14 protein-coding genes and 3 pseudogenes are annotated in these 22,050 nt (G+C 34.8%); 3 read left to right on the forward strand and 14 right to left on the reverse strand.

The window, feature by feature from the left end; genetic code table 11:
- Window positions 1-614 precede the first annotated feature (614 nt).
- Together NHG49_RS17290 and NHG49_RS17295 are read left to right on the forward strand one after the other, a co-directional pair.
- Entirely contained in the window at window positions 615-1,871 is a 1,257-nt protein-coding gene (locus NHG49_RS17290) for an ATP-binding protein (RefSeq protein WP_149173730.1), read from the forward strand.
- Between the two features lie 1,782 nt (window positions 1,872-3,653).
- Window positions 3,654-4,286 (forward strand): lysozyme family protein, encoded by a 633-nt coding sequence (locus tag NHG49_RS17295; RefSeq protein WP_048565956.1) that lies wholly within the window; start codon window positions 3,654-3,656, stop codon window positions 4,284-4,286.
- A gap of 781 nt (window positions 4,287-5,067) precedes the next feature.
- On the opposite strand, the gene NHG49_RS17300 is transcribed toward NHG49_RS17295, so the two are convergent.
- The 9 genes and pseudogenes from NHG49_RS17300 to NHG49_RS17340 all read right to left on the reverse strand — a co-directional run.
- The gene (locus NHG49_RS17300) at window positions 5,068-5,505 is read right to left on the reverse strand and encodes an NUDIX hydrolase (protein ID WP_258126355.1); all 438 of its coding nucleotides are present in this window, start codon (window positions 5,503-5,505) and stop codon (window positions 5,068-5,070) included.
- 798 nt (window positions 5,506-6,303) lie between these two features.
- Window positions 6,304-7,281: a DUF4179 domain-containing protein gene (locus NHG49_RS17305; RefSeq protein WP_258126356.1), complete on the reverse strand. Its 978-nt coding sequence runs from the start codon at window positions 7,279-7,281 to the stop codon at window positions 6,304-6,306.
- Window positions 7,282-7,284: 3 nt separating this feature from the next.
- Window positions 7,285-7,815: an RNA polymerase sigma factor SigX gene (locus NHG49_RS17310; protein WP_149173728.1), complete on the reverse strand. Its 531-nt coding sequence runs from the start codon at window positions 7,813-7,815 to the stop codon at window positions 7,285-7,287.
- A gap of 403 nt (window positions 7,816-8,218) precedes the next feature.
- Complete coding sequence (locus tag NHG49_RS17315; RefSeq protein ID WP_149173727.1) at window positions 8,219-8,563, reverse strand: hypothetical protein; 345 nt, start codon at window positions 8,561-8,563, stop codon at window positions 8,219-8,221.
- Between the two features lie 766 nt (window positions 8,564-9,329).
- A pseudogene (locus NHG49_RS17320) lies at window positions 9,330-9,425 on the reverse strand (YjcZ family sporulation protein); the annotation flags it as partial.
- Between the two features lie 293 nt (window positions 9,426-9,718).
- The gene (locus NHG49_RS17325) at window positions 9,719-10,699 is read right to left on the reverse strand and encodes an alpha/beta hydrolase (protein ID WP_064475919.1); all 981 of its coding nucleotides are present in this window, start codon (window positions 10,697-10,699) and stop codon (window positions 9,719-9,721) included.
- A 181-nt stretch (window positions 10,700-10,880) separates the two neighbouring features.
- The gene (locus tag NHG49_RS17330) at window positions 10,881-12,248 is read right to left on the reverse strand and encodes a sensor histidine kinase (RefSeq protein ID WP_064475920.1); all 1,368 of its coding nucleotides are present in this window, start codon (window positions 12,246-12,248) and stop codon (window positions 10,881-10,883) included.
- A complete protein-coding gene (locus tag NHG49_RS17335; RefSeq protein WP_258126361.1) occupies window positions 12,245-12,919 on the reverse strand; it encodes a response regulator transcription factor in 675 nt (224 codons plus the stop codon). Before NHG49_RS17335 ends, NHG49_RS17330 begins: the two co-directional genes overlap by 4 nt.
- A gap of 386 nt (window positions 12,920-13,305) precedes the next feature.
- Window positions 13,306-13,509 (reverse strand): annotated as a pseudogene (locus NHG49_RS17340) (hypothetical protein); the annotation flags it as partial.
- A gap of 114 nt (window positions 13,510-13,623) precedes the next feature.
- Here NHG49_RS17340 and NHG49_RS17345 point away from each other — a divergent pair.
- Window positions 13,624-14,366: pseudogene (locus NHG49_RS17345) on the forward strand (NAD-dependent epimerase/dehydratase family protein).
- A gap of 334 nt (window positions 14,367-14,700) precedes the next feature.
- Here NHG49_RS17345 and NHG49_RS17350 read toward each other — a convergent pair.
- The 5 genes from NHG49_RS17350 to NHG49_RS17370 form a co-directional block, all read right to left on the reverse strand.
- Window positions 14,701-16,131, reverse strand: a complete 1,431-nt coding sequence (locus NHG49_RS17350; protein WP_258126363.1) for an IS4 family transposase — start codon at window positions 16,129-16,131, stop codon at window positions 14,701-14,703.
- Window positions 16,132-16,483: 352 nt separating this feature from the next.
- Window positions 16,484-17,224, reverse strand: a complete 741-nt coding sequence (locus NHG49_RS17355; protein WP_098098586.1) for an ABC transporter permease — start codon at window positions 17,222-17,224, stop codon at window positions 16,484-16,486.
- Window position 17,225: 1 nt separating this feature from the next.
- Complete coding sequence (locus NHG49_RS17360; RefSeq protein ID WP_141528421.1) at window positions 17,226-18,176, reverse strand: ABC transporter ATP-binding protein; 951 nt, start codon at window positions 18,174-18,176, stop codon at window positions 17,226-17,228.
- 553 nt (window positions 18,177-18,729) lie between these two features.
- On the reverse strand, window positions 18,730-20,160 hold the full coding sequence (locus tag NHG49_RS17365) for an IS4 family transposase (RefSeq protein WP_000072035.1): 1,431 nt from the start codon (window positions 20,158-20,160) through the stop codon (window positions 18,730-18,732).
- Window positions 20,161-21,106: 946 nt separating this feature from the next.
- Window positions 21,107-22,045, reverse strand: a complete 939-nt coding sequence (locus NHG49_RS17370) for an alpha/beta hydrolase (protein ID WP_064475922.1) — start codon at window positions 22,043-22,045, stop codon at window positions 21,107-21,109.
- Between the last annotated feature and the right edge of the window lie 5 nt (window positions 22,046-22,050).

Consider the following 22,050-nt stretch of genomic DNA (forward strand, 5'->3'; position numbering starts at 1 on the left):
TTACTGGAAATTTGCATTATTATGTGACAATAAATATCATTGTATTTAATATAAAATGATATAAAAAAAAGGGTATGTAAATAATTATCAGAACTTTCGATTAATTAATTATACTAAAATTAGTATTAAGAATATTAGCAAAAAAAGTAACAACGTTATTACAAAGTTCGAATATTGGTCTAAGTACCCTAGCATCTCAATGGTAACCTCTTGAATACTTTTACGTCTTTAAATAAATTAAAATAACAAAAAAATAATAATTTTTAATTTTTTCTTTGTAATTTAATAAGTTGCATGTTAATATGACGAAGGTTATAAAATGGATTTCGCCATATACAATGTTTTTTCGGAATATTCACTCCAGAGAAATGTAGCTATTTCAGTAATTTGCTTCATCTTTTACCTATACACGGGCTACTTTCAATTTTTTTGTTCATAAGTAAAAGTAACTTTTTATTCTATCTTCCTCATCAATTTTAATATAAATGGTAAAAAAGCACTTTTTCAAGTGCCCTTCCTTTTCTTTTTTTAAAGATAGAAAATCTAATAAAATCAAACACCTAGATTAAACACAGACATAATCCTACTTACAAACTCTCAGAGAGGTATAAACTATGGGAATTCCTACACTATTATTAAATACATTTATTATTATTATTTGTATCCTTAGTTACCAAGTATTTTGGCTAGAACATAAAGAAAAAATGGCATGTAATAATATATTAATTTCTGTACTTTCCTCCATTGCAATTATTTTTTGTATGACTTTTCCTTTTCATTTACACGCTGGGTTCATTTATGATTTACGTTTTATTCCCATTATATTAGTTTTTCTATATGGAAATACAAAGAGCATTATTTGTATTGGAGTTTTATATCTTTCTTATAGATTTTACTTAGGTGGAAGCGGAGTCTTCCCATCATTTATTATCTTTACTATTATTTCTGTTATTACAATCATGTTTCGTTACTTGTCACCTACTTATTTCAAGGAAAAGAAGATATTATTAAGTATTTTACTTATTTTGATATGTACAACTTCCCTTTCTATCTGCGGTATTGTAACGCAAATAGATACAGGTGGTAAAATTGACTCTACTCTCATTGAATTTTTATTCAATTATATAATCATAAATATTTTCACAGTATTATTATCAGTTTATTTAATAGAAGGAATGATCAAGAAATATAAAATAAAAGAAAGAATGCAAAGAGCAGAAAAATTTTATATAGCTAGCGAACTAGCTGCATCGATCGCGCATGAAATTCATAATCCACTGACCACGGTACGTGGATTCACTCAATTACTAAATGAAGATGAGAGTGCTAAGATGTCTCAAGATAAGTACTTAGAAATTATGTTACTTGAAATGCAGCAAATACAATCTACTATTAATAACTATTTATCTTTAACCAAACCACAAAATATTATAAAAGAGGAACTAAATATTAATTACATATTAAATCAAGTGAAAGATAATATTTCACCACTCGCTCTTTCATATAATGTTGAAATAAAACAGCATATTACAACAGATTCCCTTTACATAAATGCTAATCCTGAAAAATTAAAAATATGTCTAACCAACATCATACAAAATGGAATTGAGGCTATGAAAAATGGTGGCGTATTACAAATAAATATACAAAAAATAAAAGATAATATTGTAATTGATATCATTGATACAGGAATAGGAATGTCTTCCCAACAAATAAAACGTATTGCCTTGCCATTTTATTCAACAACAGAAAAAGGTACTGGGCTTGGTACTATGATTGCGTACAGTATTATTAAAGAATTAAACGGAGATATAGAGATAGAAAGTGAACTAGGAAAAGGAACACACTTTTCTATCACTATCCCCTGCTAATATAATAGAAGATTTATTTAAATGATATTATTTTGTGGCTAATATACCCATATAAAAAGAGGACGTAACTATTCGTCCTCTTTTTATATGGTTCTGGTGCAAAAATGTTAGTTAGAAACATAGAGTAGCAATTTCACAATTTATTCACAAGTACCGTTAAGCGCAAGTTTACGTTAAGTATGCTATTTGCATAATAATGTTTTCAAGAAAAAAGTAGCTGTACTTTTGTACAGCTACTTTTTTATGCAATAAATGCCCCTTTTATACTTTGAAATGTAATTTACAAACTACAATTTGACATAATTCTAATAGTATGGGATGTATATTTCTCCATAAAGCAACTTATTTTTATCTCTTTTAAATAATTTATTATATTATTTTCATCTAATTAGGCACAGAAACGTTTTGCAAAATCTTACTACTTTTTAGGAAAAACGTTTTTAGGGTACATTTTAAAATAGCTCTTTTTCTTTGAAATGTTTCTGTGCTTAATATTTAAATTATCTTATGACAAAATTTTCCGCAACTAATATGTTAAATGATTCATAATTATATATAATATGGAATATTTAAGTTAAATATTTCGTATTATACTCTATTAAATATAGCTTATTTAATTTATTAGTAATTAATTTATTAGTCTAAGTATGAATTATAAAGTATGTTCGTTTAAAATTGTCACAATATAATTTTATATTCGACGTTTTTAATTACTCGTGAAACATTTGCAAATGTTTTAACCGTTATGTATAAGGTAAATATCCCCTCTAAATATAAGATTTACTTAATTTAGATTCTTTCTCTCATAGTCGTAATGTCGAAAAAAGTCGAATTTTTATATTTTTTCTTTATTTTCTAGTTGTAAACGTTTTATTTTCATGTTACCATCTTAATCAAACATTAGATGGTAATAAAACTTAAAGTATTTCTTTCCCTTAGAGACATATAAACGTTCGGTAATACCATGAAAATAAGGCCAAAGAAATATGAGCTACCTGATAAAAGATTTAATAGGATTTTTACCACATTAATTTTCTGTTAATTCAGAATGTAACATTTTGTCCCTAAACAAAATTTAAATTTTAGTGTGGTAAACTCAAAAAGCTAAATCACCCACCCAAATTAACAAATGATATATCCTGTTATATCTAGCGATCAGTCATGAGAAATAGATTTCTTCCTAAGAAAACTTAGCCCATTAATAAAAAGTGTCTAAATTTCTATCTTTATTACCATCTATTGTTGATAACGTATTTACCAACTATAAAAAAGAACCTATTGAAGGTTCTTTTTTATTATAATCATTAGCACTTCAATTATTGATAATCATTGGTATTGAATCTTTATTCTCTCACCTTATATAGTTTTCTTTTATTAACACTTGAAGACTTATTGAGGTACGGTTCTGATTTTAATTTTTTTTTTATTTTTAAGCGACTAATTTCCGAATGATGGGCCATCCACAGTTTTATATCTAATAAAGAAAGAAAGAATTATGTCTGTTTCAAGTGACATTTTGCTTACCTCCTTCTCTCTTATGGGTTATGTAGGTAATATATCACTTGAATCTGAAGCCTTTAGAACACATAATGGATACCCTAAAAAATAGACTTTATTTTATCTTTATCTTATCTTTACCTTATCTTTAAATTTTTCTATTAAACTTAGCATTTAGAAAAAAATTTTCGAGTCTAAAAAAGCTGGGAAATAGAGAATTATTGAATTTTTTTAATAACCAGCCACCATTGAAAATAGGGTTTCTTGTAAAAGGAGGAGTAATATTTGAAGAATAAGAGAAAAGTACAAACTATTATATTATTCTTTATTAGTATTTTAGGGTTAGGAACAATAATCGGGATACTATATTTTAATGACAAAACCAATACTCAAAAAAATAAAGCGTTTGCTACCGAGGAACGTTTATTGCAATATGAGCCCATCATGAAAAAAGAATTAGAAAAATATAATTTGGGAGAAAAAACAGCAATTTTACTAGGAATTATGTACCACGAGAGTAGGGGTGAGGGCAACGACCCTATGCAATCTTCCGAATCACTTGGATTAAAGCCAAATGAAATCCAAGAGATAAACTTGAGCATTAAACAAGGGGTAAAGCACTTTGTTCAAATGTATAGATATGGAGAAGAAAAAGGTGTTAGTATGGAGACAATTATTCAAAGCTATAATATGGGGCCAGGCTATATTGATTTTATTGCCAATCAAGAAGCTAAACAACACTCGGAAGATACAGCTAAACAGTTTTCTAAGTTGAAAGTTGATCAGAATCCAGCTACATACACTTGTGGTGGAAATAAACAAAATTTTAGATATCCATATTGTTACGGTGATTTCACATATACAACAAAAGTGAATGAAAAAGCAAAACTTATTGAAAAACGCCTCCAAAAAAATTAAAATTGTATATATTTGTTTGAAGGAGTTTTCCATTTACTTTTATATGGTTTTTCATCAACTTTTATCCCCTCTTACCATCTAAATGTATATATACAACTATCGTATCATATTTCAATTTAAATACGGCTCTAGTTACATATTTCGCAAAAAATCTATCCAAAATATAAATAAAATCACCATTTTACATGAAATAGTATCCACTTAGCGAATTCATTAGGCATAAAAATAAATGTAGATTCAATAAAAAGAGAGCACCCTCTCTATTGGTGCTCTCAATGTGAATTGGGGTTGATCCTGAGCATTGAATAGGACACGAAGAACTCGTCCTGTTACATAATATTATGCTTGTCCATATTATAAATGTGCAATAAAAAAAGCACCCTCGCCCAGGCGCCAAGAGATACATATACGTTGAGGTAACTAACACGTTAGAAAAGGCCCTTCCATATCATTGTATGATTATCAATTATCTTTATACCTAGCAGACTCATTAAATACGTTTAATGTATCATTTCTATTAGTTTAACCATGCCTAATGCCATCCAATTCATGGTTAGTATTTTAAATAGACCAACGATGTATTATAATCCTTTATATACCCAAGGAGGTTTACTATGCTTAATTTTCATAAAACATTCCCCATCTTAGGATTCTTTTGGTTTTTATATAGTTTTATCGGCATCATCTTTTTATTACTATTCCTTAGCGTGTAGTAACAAAGCGTATAAATATATGTTTAATGTGTGATTTCTATTATCGGCTTTGTTAACTAACACTTAAATTATTTTAACAGCCTTTTGTTTAATTCCCACAAAGCTGTTTTGTTACTATCCCATTTTAAAAGCGTTACGGCTTCCTCAAAGCACAACCATTTATACGTGAAGTGTTCTTTAGATAATTTAATATTTTTTGTAGGAACTTTAACTCCAAAAGAAAATTCTTTTATTACATAAACATCTTCTCCCCAAAGAAATTCACCGACTACATCCTCTACTGGTAGTGAAGACACAGAATCTAGTTTTATATAGGGACATTCTCTTATAATACCAGCCTCTTCAAACGTTTCCCGTTTTGCTGATTCAATAGGAGTCTCACCATCTTCTCCACCACCAGCTATTCCTTGCCAATAACCATAATCACTTCGATTAAAAATGCCATATTGAATGGAATCATCAGTTTTTATATAAGGAAATATCAATACTTGATACGGCGCTCTCATTGTTTAACCTCCTCTCGAAAAAATATGAACAATTTATTCACTAACTTGCTATTTTAGTAAATAAAGAGCCAACATCGAAATTCTACATTAATAATGCAGGTTTATGGTATCGGCTCTCCATTTTTTAAGAATTTTATTTTTCATAAATCGGTTTACTCTTAACGTGATAAAAACCTGCTTATTTCTTATTTAATTTGCTTAGCATGTTTTTTTCGAAATGCTGGCGGTATCACATGTTGACTAACCAGTCCAAATAGTCCCTAAAACGGTCATTTAAGGAACTTTATTTATATCTATCAAAACTGACTGAAATATGTTTAAAATTCAGTTCAAAAACTCATGACCAAAAACAAAGTTTTATATCAAACATCAAATATCGTTTATGGAACACTCTTAATGTACGGAAAACCAAGTTTTTCAAATAAAAAGTTCCTTAGCATACGAAATTCGCGTTATGTTGGCGGGACCCCATTGCCATCAAGTCAAGGTTTTGAAGTACCCCCTAAACGAAAAAATTCTTTCTCTATAGGGGAACCATATCAAAAAAGAAAATTGTAAGTTTAGACACATTTCAGATACAAAATAACCGATTCCTTATACGTTAAGGGACCGGTTATTTTTTTCCCTACTTTTTAGGAAGGTTTTTCTTGTAATGGTCTTAAATGATTGATTTAAGGTTATAAACTTAAATCATAAATAAAAGATACAGTAAAAACTATATAAGAAATAAATGTAACGAAAACAAGAAAACATATAAACTGAGCATTAGATACATATTGTTCTATTCTTTTTTTCATTTTAATTAGTATTATTTTTCAGATGTGAAGTATCAATTTGAATTTCACCTTTCCAAGATCCAATTACTTTTCCAATTCTATTTATATTTACATCTAAAGTAAGGGGCTGTTTAAAATCGTCTTTTCCTCCAGTAACTATAACAAATGTAGCAACACCTTCGGGTTTATCATTATCACGAATGCCTACATCATTTAATTTTTTACCTGCTGCCATAAGTTCAAAAGGAAGACGGTCATCTGAATCATGGATAAATGATAGTCTCCCTTCATGTTTAATCTCAGGGTTTTCCTCTTGTTGCCCATTAATTTTACCATCACTTTCGAGCTCTAATCCTGATGTATCAAATTCAAATGGTACTAAACTTCCGTCAGCTTTTTCCATTCTATAATGAACTGATATACGTGAATCTGCGATATATAATTCTTTGAAATGTACAGTAATACCTTGATCTGTAATTTTTTCATCAATAGGAATATATTTACCATTCTTCATCATATCTTGTATGACACCATTTTCATCTTGTATTCCTTCATTTACAACTTTATCATTTGTAATTGCATCAGAAAAATATGAGGCAACATTTGTAGCCGCTACTTGTACTTGTGGAATCATTGCAGTTGTGAAAAGTGCTGCTGCAGCTACTGCTGTATACATAAAACGTTTTGATTTTTTACTCATGTTTGTAAAGAGTCCCTTCTTCTGTTGTTTTTTGTGATTTATATTAGAAACATTGTCTAGCTTGGAACGACTTTCAAATGTTTTCCATGCTTGTTCTATATCAATTTTGATTTCTTGTGGTGAATTTGCAGATTCTTCATCTAGCATTACGCTTTCCCATTGATTTAATTTGCTGATTTCTACTAATAAATCTTGGCATGCTTCACATGTATCTAGATGCATTGTGAATTCCTTTCTTATATCATGAGGAAGTTCTCCATCAATATATGTTTGAATAAATCCGATATCATAACATTTCATTTGTTATGCCTCCTCCATTTGTTTATAAATCTTGCGAAATTTCATTTTGGCTCGGACCAATAATGTTCCAATAAAAGATATTTCAATTTGAAGTATTTCTGCAATTTCTTTATATTGAAAACCAGAGAATTTCATTAGTAAAAGGGTTCGTTCTCGATCATTCATTTTATTTAGTATCGTTTGTACCTTTGTAATTTCCTCTTTTCTTATCCAATCATCGTCTAATGATGAAACATTTTGTACTTCATGGTATTGTATTTCTTTATCAATCTTCGCTTGTTGCCTTTTTTCAGATCGCAAATGGTTATAAGCTACATAAGTAGAAGATTTAATCAACCATCCAGGTATGTTTTCAATTACTTTCCAGTCATTACGATATAATTGTAAAAATACTTCTTGTGCTAACTCTTCAGCGATAGATTGATCTTTAACAATCCATATAATCTGTTTCACAGCATAAGCATAGTACTGCTTAAATAAACCTTCAAAAGGCATATCAGAAGCATGACTTTCTTCATTTTTTATGGTTAACATGTTAGTTTAAACCTCACTTTCAATTTGATGCCTGTATTATAGAGAAACCAGAAAAACGGATTTTGTGACAGTTTTTCTGGTTATTTTTTTATTATGTACTAAAAAAACATTCATCTGATTAAAAGATAAATGCCAAAAGGGAAATAAAAACATAAAACTATAACTCTTGCAGTAGTTTTCTATTAATGGGGTACCGCCACATCGCTATCAAGCTAATAAAAAGAAATGCCCCCTAGAATGAAAAAAACGCCATCCTTTCCTATGATTCTACAGAAAGAATAACGTATTTTTTCATTTTAGTGGAACAATTAACCTCTTAAGTTGATGAGCATGCAGCAAGCCCCTTTAAAGGTAATATTGCGGTACCAGGCTGCCCTCTATACTGAAAAGGTAATATCACAACTCAAACTGCTATATTTATTTCCTGCCAAATACACTCTTTTTTATTAGCACGTTTCCATAAATATATGGTGTAGAAGAATAAAATTGCAATAATAATATATGCAAAAAGCGACGAGGCTTGAACATTCCCCATAAAATTAAAGAAATTATTAAAAGTGTGGAAAGTAATGTTCATAATAATTGATTGCTTATTTACGATAAGTAAGGACAGAACAAGTCCAATAAATTGTAATACCGGACTGGATGGCTTAGTAATAGTTTGATAGGCCCCGTTAAGCGTGTAAAAAATCATTAATAAAAATTCTAACCCAATAATTTTTAAAACAATATTCTGATTTACCTTCATCTAGAATTCTCCCCTATTTATCGATTTGAGCATTTTTCTTTTGGATTACTGCACTGTTACTATTTATAGATTAATAGTAACTTATTAATTCACCGAATAACTTACTGATATTTCAAAAAATATAGTATAAAACACTTTATTGTCCTCATGATAAGGTAAACCAATACCTCAAACGAGAAAATTGATCTCTTCAAATTGAAAATATATAAAATTCCTTTTTAGGGGTTATATATATTTTTTTAGTTGATGGCGATGTGATGAGACCCCATAAAGAAAAGACACCCTAAGGTGCCTTCCTCCGACTTGAACCACTTTAATTTAATAATATGTATTGGACATTAAGTAAACACGTCCTATAAAACAGAATCATTTATTTTCAACAGATTGTTAGTGTACAAATACAAGAGAATCAAGATCGTTTGTTTGGCTAGATTAAAGCAACGCCACACCTATATGGTTGAGATGTGTTACGCCTTCTAATCGGAGAATCAGCTTTATAGAACGTGTCCACAATTTATATTTTACTACATGTAATATTTATTTTATGTAGTTTTTACAAATATGTATAATTACATAAAATTCACGAGAAAAAGAGAGTATACTTTGATATTGTGTAATAAAGATAAGGCCCACCTACGGAAATAGGTGGGTTTTTTATTGGGCATTACTATCTCATTGCACAAAAGGGAATTTGCATTAAAATAATATCATATTCTTAGGGTTCTTATATTGAGAAAAAAGACACTCTTATGAGTGCCCCTTTTTTTTAGTAACCGAATCCGCCGCTACCGCCGCCCCAACAACTACATCCTATAATGATTAACAGGATGAATAGAACGATCAGTAAAGCAAATCCGCCACCTAACTGTTTACGCTTAAAGACTAAAGTTACCTTTAGCCCTCCAAGACTCGCTACGAGCGAATGGCTAGTTCTTACTCGACGGGAATCCCACCCGTTATATGATACGACCTAGGCTCGGCCGCACACCTGCCTCGTTAGTTAATATGAAAATGCAACCCAATATCTTTCAGGCGAAAGTATAATCTTGGTTTGGAAATATACAACTGTTTGGACATAAAAAAGACCATCGAAATGATGGTCTTGCAGACTGTAGACAAATGCATAAAATAACGAATGAACCTTTCTCTGAACACTTACTTTACTTCTTTTATAAATAGTCTAACGTTTTCAGCGATTTCTTTGAATTTGGTATGGTGTAAATAATGTGATCCATCCATGGTTACTACTTTTCCATGTACCGAGTCTTTGATCTGCCCTTCATGCAGAGGTATCCATCCTGCTACATCTTCATTATTCGCTTGTACAAAGAGAAGAAGTGGAAGATTTTTAGGGAAGATTAAACCTTGAGCCCCTTTAAAATTAGACGAAATATGGTCCATCTCATTCAAGGTTGTGTCATTATACATGTTTTTATTCGAAATCATTTTCATTTGCTCTACGGTTTTTTCATCAAATGCCAGTCCAGCATAGGGGTCAGCACTAATTTTCATAGCCAATCTTAAGAGACCTGATTTTTTGAGATATGCAAACGTTTTTAATGGGAAATTGATATCCATACCCGGTTGTGTTGCAACACTGCTATCGATTCCGACAAATGCAGTCACCTCGTTTGGATATTTGTTCACATAATCAATTCCATAAATACCTGTAATGGAGTGGCCCATGAGCATGTATCTGTTAATATTAAGCTGCTGTAGAGCTTCATGAACTTCACTTACCATATTCTCCGTGGTTCGCTCTTTTACAGTTTCATCACTTAATCCATAACCGAAAGGCTCTACCGCAACAACTTTGTAAAATGGAGATAATTCATCAATAAGAAGCTTAAAATCAAGCCCTGGAGTAGCTGTTCCATAACCAGGCAGGAGCACGATTGTTTCCTCGCCCTCGCCTTGAATTAACACATTCATGTTTTTCCCGTCTACAGATACGTGCTGCCCGTAGGGCACTATTCGTTTTTGCTCCGAATGACTACTCATCACATTTACGATATAAACAATACCTAAAAAAAGTACAATGGCTAGAACGATTGCTCCTATGGTTTTAAGTAAGATGCTTCGCACTTTCTTTATTTTCATTCCACTCAGCGTTTTCTTTTCCTCTTGTTGTGTCACTGTCATCTTCTCCTGTCCTGATCTGTTTGCCTTCCTTTATGTGCCTGTAATGAAAACTTAATCAATGAAGATGTACTCACCATGACGACAATATGAACTGAATATGAACTGCAAAAAAAAATGCTACGACTCATATGCAAGTAAGCTTGCATATGAGTCGTAGCATAGAGAATGAATCTAACTAATCTGTTGGTGTAGTGATTGGCAAAGTGACAATGAAGGTCGTTCCTTGACCAAGTTCACTTTTCACTCGGATGTCACCTTGATGAAGCGACACGATCTGTTTAACGATAGCGAGTCCCATACCACTTCCGTCATACTTGCGACTGTGGGAACGATCAGCCTTAAAAAAACGCTCGAATATACGCTTCTGGTCGTCAAGGTGAATACCAATACCAGTGTCGGATATTAGGATTGTCACGTTTTTGGTATCTTGTTTGATGCTTACGTTAATCACGCCGGCATCCTCGGAAAATTTGATGCTATTTCTGAGGATATTCGTCCAAACCTGATTTAACAGGTCATGATCAGCCGTTACTTTAACTGTCTGTAAATCAAGCTCGAAATGTATATCGCGAGCAGACCATTGTGGCTGGAGCGCCACAATTATCCGTCGGATTTGTTCATCGAGGCTGAGCGTGACGAGCCGCAGTTGCTTTGACTGCGATTCAAGAAAACTCAGCTTTAGCAGGTTATCGCTCATTTTGGACATCCTTTTCGCTTCAGCGATGATAATATCAAGATAACGGCTTCGTTCGTATTCTGAGAGGTCAACTTGCTTAAGCACTAGAGCATAACCGGATATCGAAGTGAGCGGAGACTGAACCTCGTGCGACACGTTCGTTACGAATTCCCTGCGCATCTGCTCAAGTTGCTGCAGATCGTGCATCATTTCTTCGAAGCTGCGAGCCAAAGTACCCAGCTCACTCGTTTGCTTAATATTCAACTTGACGTTGAAATCTCCAGATGCTATCCGCCTGGTCGCTTTTGTCAGCTTTTTTATCGGTCTTACCAGGAATACAGAGGCAACTAGAATCAATAAGCTTCCTGCAATCAACGAACATGTTGCAAAGACCACTGCCCACTTTGTGACAAAAGAGGCTGAAGGAGGGGCGAGCGCTTCCAAAAATATCGCTTTCGTTCCCATTTCCGTTTTCAACGGTAGCCCTAAGAGGACCGTGGCAATACCATTAGGAGTGTCCTGAACAACACCTCCATCTAATACTTTCTTTAGTTGCTCCATCGTCACAGGCGCAGGTTTGTGTCCGTGAAGTTTACCGTAAGACTTGAACTGACCCGTTGCTTCGTAAATTCGAATATAATAAGAATCGAGCTGCTTCATTTCACTTACGAACAAGTCCGCTTCACGTAACGGAAAGGTCTTGTAAATCCGGACGATGTCTTGGCCAAAGTTACGTAAGTTGATTTGAGCGTTTTCGTTCAATTTATCCTCGAATATCCAAGTTGACACCAAAAAAGAAATGATCGTGCCCCCGATGATGGAGACTAAAAATGTCAGGACAACACGTATATATAAGGATCTGATCATTCATAAACCTCAAGCCGATACCCAAGCCCGCGCACCGTTTCGATCCGAAAATCGGGTGTTGTCGCGAAACGTTCACGCAGCCGTTTAATATGTACGTCTACCGTTCGATCATCTCCGGCGTAATCGATACCCCAAATCTGATCGATCAACTGCACGCGCGTATAGACTTGTCCGGGTGTTCCAGCGAGCTTATACAGCAATTCGAACTCCTTTAGCGGCAACGTAAGCGACTCCGTCCCTTTCATCACCTTATAGGTCTGTCGATCAAGGATGACGTTCCCTAAATGGATCGTCTGCGTGGAGCCAATCTTGTATCGTTTGAGTAGTGCCCTAACACGAACCATCAACTCTAACGGATCGAATGGTTTGGTTAAATAATCGTCCGTCCCAAGTTCGAAACCTTTCACTTTCTCCCATGTTTCTCCTCTCGCAGTCAGCATAAGTAAAGGTAGATCAGGATTGGCTCTTCGGAGCTCCTTGCTTAACGTCCAACCATCCATAATCGGCATCATAATGTCAAGTACGACAAGATCGACATTCGTTGAGATGTAGACAGCCAGTGCTTCCTTGCCATCCGCTGCTTCAGCTGTTGCGAATCCGTCGTTGCGTAGAAATAAACAGACGAGTTCGCGAATGTTCGCATCGTCGTCAGCAACTAGTATAGTAGGCATCGTTTCCCTCTTTTCCCTGTTTTCCACCGCATTATTTCAAGCAATCATTATACTATAAATTAACACGTATGTTGATTAACCAAAGTAATACAGTTTCTTGATTTATCGACCTGTAGAATTCAAGTGTTTCTTTCAAACTAATTTTCCACTCAATTGACAAGGCTTCACAAAAAAACAGGCGTGTGAAACCTGCAAATGACAAGCGTTTATTTTGTCTTTTGGCCTTGTGCACGAAGAAATTTCAGCAAAGCATAGGCAATTATAGCTGTGAATAACTGATTGAACAACGCATTGGATGTTGTGCCAAACAATACGGAAACGTTCAAATTCAGCTAAATCCAGCGGAAAAATGATTCAATTTCCCAGCGCTATTTGTACATGGCGGCGATTCCTTCGGACAGATAGATTGGTAGAACACACATTCCCCAAACTACTCCAGTAATTACACCATCTGAAATAACACGTCCCATACCCACTAATTATTTTTCATCAAATGCGTAAATGCCGTGTCAACTTTGATTGCACATTCGTTCCAAATCATTATTTGTTAATTTAAGTGAACTATGGTCCTCCTCATGAATTTTATTCATGCCTCCATTATATTTCTTCGTTTTATTTAATGCCATTACCAACATACAATAAGTGCATGCTCTATTATATGACCCTTGACAAGGGATATATTTTTTATGGAAGGATAAAGTGAAATGCAAAAAATTTTAGTTACAAGTGCTGCAGGTAAGATTGGCCAAGATGTTACAAGATTCCTAGATAAGCAAGGGAATTACTAGTTACGGCTAGCAGATATTAACTTATCTGCTTTAGAAACTTTTAAAGATATAAATCATGAAATCATATATTTAGATATTTCTGATTTAGCTGCTTGTCAAGAATTTACGAAAGGGATAGATATAGTTATACACTTGGCAGGTAATCCTTCGCCAAATGCTGATTTTTATGGCTCCTTATTAGAAAATCATATAAAGGGAACCTATAATATTTTTAGAGCTGCTAGTGATAATAATGTATCCAAAGTGATAGTTGCTCCCAGTGCTCAAACAATTGAAGGCTATCCTTTGGATTATCAACCACATGCTTATTCACCCACGAGACCCAAAAATATGTACGGGGTAAGTAAGTGTTTCGCATAGGCTGTTGCTTCTTACTTTGCTTATGAAGAAGGGTTACAAAGTCTTGCTATTCGTATAATAATCCATACGGTAAACCACTAACAGCTAGAGATATGAGTACATACTTAAACCCAGAAGATTTTATGGACCTTCTCTTAAAGTCGATGACGGCAAAGAACTTACCTCCATTTTCAATTTTACATGGTGTATCTAACAACAGGTTTAAACGAATTGATATTGAAGGAACAAGAAAGTTAGTTGGTTATAGCCCTAGTTCTGATGCTTTTGTACTAAGTGGTATTAAGTTCTTTGATTCTTGATAAATGCATATCTAGAAAAGAGATTATATTATTGTTATTTAGCTTTTATTTGTTCTATTTTCAATAGATACAGTTTATAAAATCGTAATATCACAATTCCTTTAGATAGGGCACACTATTCTTCTGTCTCATTTGTGGAACAACTCTATTGTCACCACTAGTTCCACAGATGTTCTTTTCCGTTTCAGCATAATGGGGTAGCACCACATCGCTATCAAGCTAAGCCCGTGTAACGTCAATGATAAGAAAGCTTGTTTCTTTTTTCGAAAGTCTATACGTAGATGATTTAAAGATTTGCATACGAAATAAACCCTATCGGGTTTCCTTTTTTGAATTAAGCTGCTTGGTTATCAGACATGGTACAATAATAAACGACACCTAATATATCAAAGACTGTTTTCTTCTCATACCTATGGGATTTTCGCCCGTTTTGCTGTAGGAGTTTGAACAGACGAAGTAACACCTTTGATAGCTCTTGGGTGTTTTTTTGTATAGTTTGGAATAGAAGAAGAAAATAGTCTTTAATCATATTTATAGCTTTATACTCACTAAGTTCTCGTTTTTTCTTCATGAGGAGCAATTGGCGCATTTGAAACATGATAGAAGAACAGAGTAGAATGGCAATCAATTGACCATATAAATGGCACTCCAATCGTTCGGGTTTTATCTTTTTACAATGATGGATTTGAAAGAATGACTTCCACGTTTTAAATAAAATTTCGATTTGCCAACGCAAAGAATACCAGTCATGTACCTGTCCCATCGGGACAATATCTGTAGAAGTGTTTGTCATATATACATTGATACCACTGAGTCGTTTACTACGAGGAGAATACTTCATTCCTTTCTTTTTTTCTCTTACAGCTTGATCTTGTAATCGTTTTTGTTGCTGTTGTTTTGTTAATCGATGAACAATTACACGAGCTGGCACTTTATCAATCATTCCTACATAAGCATCAGCTATTTCACATGTTTGTCCTGGTTGAAGGGAGTTCATTAACGTTTCCATATCTATCTGTATATATTCTGTACCTTTCTTAATTCTTCCGTCTTGAAAATAATCAGGGTTAGGATTTTTTTGATAAATACGTGTATTCGACTTGATACGAGAGATATAGTAGGCCTCTTTATCTTGTATATATTGAAGGTCTTTTAAATGAAAATAACCTAAATCTCGGATACATAAATCATTTGCTGTCACAGTTGGGACACACAGAGAGCCGTAAGTGCGATCATGTTGTTTACCTGGACCTGTATGAATATGTAGGAACTGTCCACTTAACAAATCATACTCAAGTTGAATTTTTATTCCAGCTGTATGGCTGCATCCTCCTGCACCTGGATAAACCGATGAAAATACATCCGGGAGTTGAAATGCAGTTGAATCTAAAATACGAATACGCTTGAAAACAGAAGTGTAGGGAGAAGAAATCGACATAGATACGGCCAATTTTTTGTTTAGTAGTTCGGCTAGTAGGTGTTGTAAAAGTTGAACAGCTGCCTTATTAAACCGTTGATTCAGTCCCTCAGGACTGATGAGTACTTCTGTTGATGCTTCTAAACAGCTAGATAACTGAGTTAAAGAAGTCATAGCTACATTTTGGCTCAACCATACACATAAAGCTACTAAATCTTTTGCTTGGTACTTACTGGTTCTTTTTACAAAGCCAACTTCTCTAGCAAGATCCCGTAAGGTATTTGGAGATAAAAAATTTTGAATCTCTTGAGCAAATAGTTGTAATTCGTCAGACACAGAAACAGACATAAAAAACGCCATCCTTTCCTAGGATTCTACAGAAAGAATAGCGTATTTTTTCATTTTAAGGAAATTTAGTTTTATTAGCTTAATAGCGATGTAGTAGTACCCCTGATTCTATTGTTTCTGCCCGAAAAAGATAAAATATTAGACTGACCTTAATGTAAAACCAGCGGTAGTCTTTGACAAAAAAATAAAGTCCTAGACTGCTGCTGGTTTATTGGACTAGCGTAATCAATTATCATTATTGGCTACTTTCAGTTTCACATTCATTATTTTATCTTCCATACCCTTATCCCGAGTATTGGTATAAGCGACATAACTGTATTCTATTTTGCTCATTCTTAGCTCCGTGTTATGTTTAGTCTGCTCCTCTCTCTTTGACGAACAACCATAATCCAATTGCAAAGAAAAACAAAATATAGGTGATATCTATCGCTAACGAAATAGGTAAGCCAACTAATTCCGATTTATATTGTGACGTGCTCCAATAAACACTTAAATCATCATGATGAATGAATAGAATGTGTGTCCATGATGTAGATAAGAGACTACCTCCAAATATCATTTGTAAAAAGTATAGCACTAAGCTACTACCTACTGCGATAGCAGCTGATCTCGTCCACACGCCAATCAAGGATGCTAGACTTGCATATAGGCAACATTGTAATACGATTGCTCCGATAGAGTATATAACATCCGTCATGTCGCCCCATTGTATGTTTTTTGGAGCCATCAGAAGATTTACTAACAAAGAAACAATGAATATATTAACAACACCCGTAATGATGAGCAAAATCATCGCAGCAATTTTTGCAACATACAACCGTGAGCGCGAGGATGTATGCAGGAACAGTTGCTTCAGAGTTCCATATTGATACTCATCCGTCCAAATAAGAGGTGACAAAACAATCACCCAAGGTAGAATAACAAGCATTCCCGATAGGCCAAGCAAAGCATTTACTATTTGAGCCACCGTATCATCAGCCTTGATATTACTGGTGTATGCCCAAGATAACAGTACCGTCATCACAATAAAACCAATGTGTGAAAGAATAAAGATTCTTTTATTCACTATCTTCAAACATTCATTCCATAACAACTTAACTCACCTCACCACGTGCAGTTGTCCATTTTAAAAACTTATCCTCTAAACTCGTATGTGCCGACAACACCCGATGAACTTCCACCCCGGCATCACACAATGCTCGAATCAACATTGGAACTTGAGCTTCATCAATAGCTACTGTTATAGTATGCAAACCGTTAGATAATTTCTCAGTCTGCATATAATCCAATGCATGATAATCATCCCCAAACAAGCTAACCAAAACTTCGCTTGTAAGCTCAACATTATCAATGTGAAGAGCGATACAGAATTCCCCATCATTTAACCCATCATCAATCCGTTGCTCTGTCACTAAGCAGCCATTCTGCATAATAACCACTCGGCGTGCCATCTGCTCAATCTCAGACAGTTGATGACTGGAAATCACAATTGCTACGCCCAAATCTGCCGCAATTCTATTTAAATAGTTCCGGGTTTCACGGACACCAGCAGGATCAAGTGCATTCATCGGCTCATCTAACACAAGCAACTTTGGCTTTCGCAGTAGTGCTTGTGCAATTCCCAAGCGTTGTTTCATTCCCATGGAGTACGTGCCTACTCGCTGCTCAAGCGCATGTTTTATGCCAGTTAGACTGGCTACCTCCAGCAACCAATCCTTACTTGCATTTTTGTGCAAACGCTGATATTGACGTAAATTTTCGTACCCACTCAAATAAGGATAGAATGCAGGTGCTTCAATCACTGCCCCTACATTGAAGAGTGCTTTAGAAAACTGACTTTTAATACTGTAACCTGCAATCTGCACGTCCCCAGCACTTATTGTGCTTAGACCAACTATCATCTTCATCGTGGTTGTCTTGCCCGCTCCGTTCGCACCAAGTAATCCAATAATTTCTCCCTCTACCACATCGAACGATATGTCTTGCACAATCAACTTGCCCTTGATTTCTTTCGTTAGGTGTTGCACCGATAGTACCGTTTTCAATTGTCCCACTCCTTACAATATAAGTACAACCTCATTTCATGAATTCATTAAGAACAGCCGAACAGCCTGTAAAGAAAAATCAGATTGGTCGCAACCGCACCTTTTGATTGATAAAATTTCGTTAAACCTTTTACTTCAAGAACACTCATTTTCATATCACCCTATTTGTTTTCTTCTTATCTTTACTATAGAAAAAATTTGCTAATGAAACGAGTGATTTTCCTTACAAAATAGTTCGTTATCTTACAGTATTGTCATTTTTCTCATCATTTTGTGATATCTGGGGTACGATCCACATCGCCATCAAGCTAAAGTTTTATTACACCCCCAAAACGATAAAAATAAACTTCAGTGCTATAAAAACACAAAATTACCATTTAGGGGGTACCTAAAAATCTTAGCTTGATGGACATGGGGTAGCACCACATCGCTATCAAGCTAAGCTTATGCAAAGTCAATTTTAGGCGAGATTGTTTCTTTTTCTAAAGGGCAAGTGTAGGTGATTGAAAGATTTGCATACGAAATAAACCCTAACGGGTTTCACTTTTTTGAATTAAGCGGCTTGATTATCAGACATGGTACAATTGTAAACGACACCTAATATATCAAAGACCGTTTTTTTCTCATATCGATGAGATTTCCGCCCGTTTTGCTGTAGGAGATTGAACAGGCGGAGTAACACCTTTGATAGCTCTTGGGTGTTTTTTTGTATAGTTTGGAATAGAAGAAGAAAATAGTCTTTAATCATATATATGGCTTTATACTCACTAAGCTCTCGTTTTTTCTTCATGAGGAGCAATTGGCGCATTTGAAACATGATAGAAGAACAGAGTAGAATGGCAATCAATTGGCCATATAAATGGCACTCCAATCGTTCTGATTTTATCTTTTTACAATGATGGATTTGAAAGAATGACTTCCACGTTTTAAATAAAATTTCGATTTGCCAACGCAAAGAATACCAGTCATGTACCTGTCCCATCGGGACAATATCTGTAGAAGTGTTTGTCATATATACATTGATACCACTGAGTCGTTTACTACGAGGAGAATACTTCATTCCTTTCTTTTTTTCTCTTACAGCTTGATCTTGTAATCGTTTTTGTTGCTGTTGTTTTGTTAATCGATGGACAATTACACGAGCTGACACTTTATCAATCATTCCTACATAAGCATTAGCTATTTCCCATGTTTGTCCTGGCTGAAGGGAGTTCATTACCGTCTCCATATCTAACTGTATATACTCTGTACCTTTCTTAATTCTTCCATCTTGAAAATAATCAGGGTTAGGATTTTTTTGATAAATACGTGTATTCGACTTGATACGAGAAATATAGTAGGCCTCTTGATCTTGTATATATTGAAGGTCTTTTAAATGAAAATAACCTAAATCTCGGATACATAAATCATTCGCTGCCACAGTTGGGGCACACAGAGAGCCGTAAGTGCGATCATGTTGTTTACCTGGACCTGTATGAATATGTAGGAACTGTCCGCTTAACAAATCATACTCAAGCTGAATTTTTATCCCAGCTGTATGGCTGCATCCTCCTGCACCTGGATAAACCGATGAAAATACATCCGGGAGTTGAAATGCAGTTGAATCTAAGATACGAATACGCTTGAAAATAGAAGTATATGGAGAAGAAATTAGCTTAGCTGAAGATAACTTTTGGTTTAGAAGTTTGGCTAAAACTTGTTGTAGAAACTGGACGGCTGCGGCGTTAAATCTTTGATTTAGTCCTTCAGGACTGATGAGTACTTCTGTTGATACTTCTAAACAACTACATAACTGGGTTAAGGAAGTTTTTGCTACACTTTGGCTTAGCCATACGCATAAAGCTACTAACTCTTGTGCTTGATACTTACTTGTTCGCTGTACAAATCCAACATCTCTAGCTAGATTCTGTAAGGTATTTGGGGATAAAAGACTCTTTATCTCCTGTGCAAATAATTGTAAGTCGTCAGATACAGAATTAGACATACAAAAAACGCCATCCTTTCCTATAATTCTACAGTAAGAATAACGTCTTTTTTGCTTAATGAATAGTGTGAAACCTTAGCTTTATGGTAATGGGGTAGCACCATCAAAACGCGAATTTCGTACGCTAAGCAAAATTTCATAAGAAAAAGCCGATTTCCGGTACTCTAAGAGAATAATTGGCTTTTTACTGTTAAGTTGTTTGTAGTGATTGTAGGGAGTCTAATGATGCAATTTCTTTTATACTAAATCGGTATTTTCCTAGAATATTAATGTGTTCCCATTCTAATGGAGAAATATATTTCAATAATTCTTCATTAAGATGGGAATTAAATAACTCAACTTTCGCACCTATAAAATAAGCTGGGAGATTTAGCAATATTGAATTTAGAGTCTATCAATTGTGTACTGTACAACTTGAGTAAAATGAAAAGCACCTCGATTCTTGTTATAGTGAGATTACCTAGAAATCACTACCACAGAAGAGGTGCCTTAACTACAATAGCTCAAAATAACCAATATCATCAACTACCAAAAGAACTTAATTCTATTTTTTCCGAGCTTGAAATGAAGATCCAACTAAGGATGCAGTCTATCGCTTCTTATAAACGGTGCCAATGTTCAATTGGCGCCCTTTCCTGCTGCTGTTTAGTATGAATGCGATTAAAAAAGTAACTCGACTTACGAAAAAAAACGCTCCAAAGTGTTGATTGTGCTTATCATCGTAACTGCAGTAAAAAAGTTGAATTGCTAGCACACTATTTTGACACCTTGGTTAACTATTCCACCTTTGCAGTATTTCCTGTTTTTAATCAATGAGTAAGGGGCAAAATTTAAAGTATATGGTGGCACTATTTGTACTTCTTTCTGTAATCTCTACTCATCGAATAAATTTAGAGCTATCACTCATGCCTTCAGTTGAACACCCCGATGACTGAACTAAGATAAGTTATGGATGAAGCGCCCGTGCCATCGCATCAAAATAATTCTGACTGGCACGCTGACTCACTTCGGCTTCAGGCACAAGTACTTCAAAGCAATGGAAGCAGCCGGGGTAGAGATGAAATTCAACATCTACTCCTGCTTGTGCAAGTCGTGTTACATATTCAATAATTTCATCTCGGAATAAATCGAGTTGACCTACACATGTATAAGTTGGCGGTAGTCCTGCTAAGTTGTCTGCTCTCGAAGGTACGGCATAGGGAGATTGTTCGTTAGTATCGTTCTTCTTTCCTAAGTACATATTCCAAGCCGTTAAATTGTTTGATCTATTCCATGTTGCATTTTCTTCTATAATCTCATAGCTTGATGGTGTTATGTTGTGGCTATCAAGCATCGGATACAGCGGCATCTGAAAAATAATAGATGGACCTCCTTTATCACGAGCCATTAATGCAAGCGCTGCTGTTAGCCCACCGCCTCCACTTGCGCCGGCGATCGCAACTCGATTTACATCAATTCCAAGCGAGTCTGCCTCATTTGTCATCCAAACCAAGCCTGCATAACAATCTTCAATAGCCGCTGGATAAGGGTTTTCGGGCGCAAGTCGATAATTGACAGACACAACAACGCATTCAGCAGTCTGAACAAAGCGTTCACACAAAACATCGTCCATATCAGGGTGGCCCATTACGTATCCACCACCGTGAATCCACAGCATAGCTGGAAGTTTATCAAGATTTTTCTCAACGGGTTCATAAATTTTAACTAACATCTCGCCGGCTGCGCCAGGAATCATTCGCTTGGTCATGTGTACAAGCTCTGATTTTTCCAAATGTGGATTCGACAAGAGACTTCGACTCACCTCTAAATCCCCCTCTAATTGAAAGCCTGGAAATTGTGAGAAAGCCTGTTTTAATTCTGGTAATACTCGACTGTCAATTTTCATATAAA

The sequence above is a fragment of the Bacillus sp. IBL03825 genome, assembly GCF_024712505.1.
Taxonomy (GTDB): Bacteria; Bacillota; Bacilli; order Bacillales; family Bacillaceae_G; genus Bacillus_A; species Bacillus_A wiedmannii.